1 protein-coding gene is annotated in these 808 nt (G+C 64.9%); it reads left to right on the top strand.

The window, feature by feature from the left end:
* The coding region (locus OWK27_RS24275) for an IS481 family transposase (RefSeq protein WP_267591370.1) at positions 1 to 808 on the top strand (808 nt) is incomplete at both ends.

Raw genomic sequence — 808 nt, 5'->3', positions numbered from 1 at the left:
GGCTATAAGTGGCTTCACCGCTGGGCGGAGGAAGGGGCCGCGGGCCTTCAGGACCGCCCGCGCATACCGCACCATTCCCCGAACCGCTCATCTGACGACATCACTGCCCTGCTGCGTATGGCCCATGGCCGCCATCAACGCTGGGGCGCGCGCAAGATAAAGCACTGGCTGGAAGACCAGGGGCACACTATGCCCGCCTTCAGCACCGTCCATAACCTTATGGCCCGCCATGGTCTGCTGCCGGGCACTTCACCGGGCATTCCCGTCACGGGACGGTTCGAACATGACGCGCCGAACCGCCTCTGGCAGATGGATTTTAAGGGCCACTTTCCCTTTGGCGGGGGCCGCTGCCATCCGCTCACCCTGCTGGACGACCACTCCCGTTTTTCCCTGTGCCTGGCGCACTGTACCGATGAACGGCGCGAGACCGTGCAGCAGCAGCTGGTCAGCGTGTTTGAACGCTACGGCCTGCCGGACCGGATGACGATGGATAACGGCTCACCGTGGGGAGACACCACCGGCACCTGGACGGCGCTGGAGCTGTGGCTGATGCGTCTGGGTATCCGGGTGGGGCACTCCCGGCCGTATCATCCGCAGACACAGGGTAAGCTGGAGCGTTTTCACCGCAGCCTGAAGGCAGAGGTGCTGCAGGGGAAGTGGTTCGCGAGCGGGGGTGAACTGCAGCGCGCCTTCGACCACTGGCGGACGGTCTATAACCTTGAACGCCCGCATGAGGCGCTGGACATGGCGGTACCGGGCTCGCGGTATAAGCCGTCTGCACGGCAGTACAGCGGCAACACACCGCCCC

Origin of the sequence: Enterobacter cloacae complex sp. 2022EL-00788 (genome assembly GCF_026627565.1) — a bacterium.
In the GTDB taxonomy this organism is placed as follows: domain Bacteria; phylum Pseudomonadota; class Gammaproteobacteria; order Enterobacterales; family Enterobacteriaceae; genus Enterobacter; species Enterobacter pasteurii.
The sequence above is the reverse complement of the archived record's forward strand: the minus strand, read 5'-3'. Positions and strand labels throughout refer to the sequence as shown.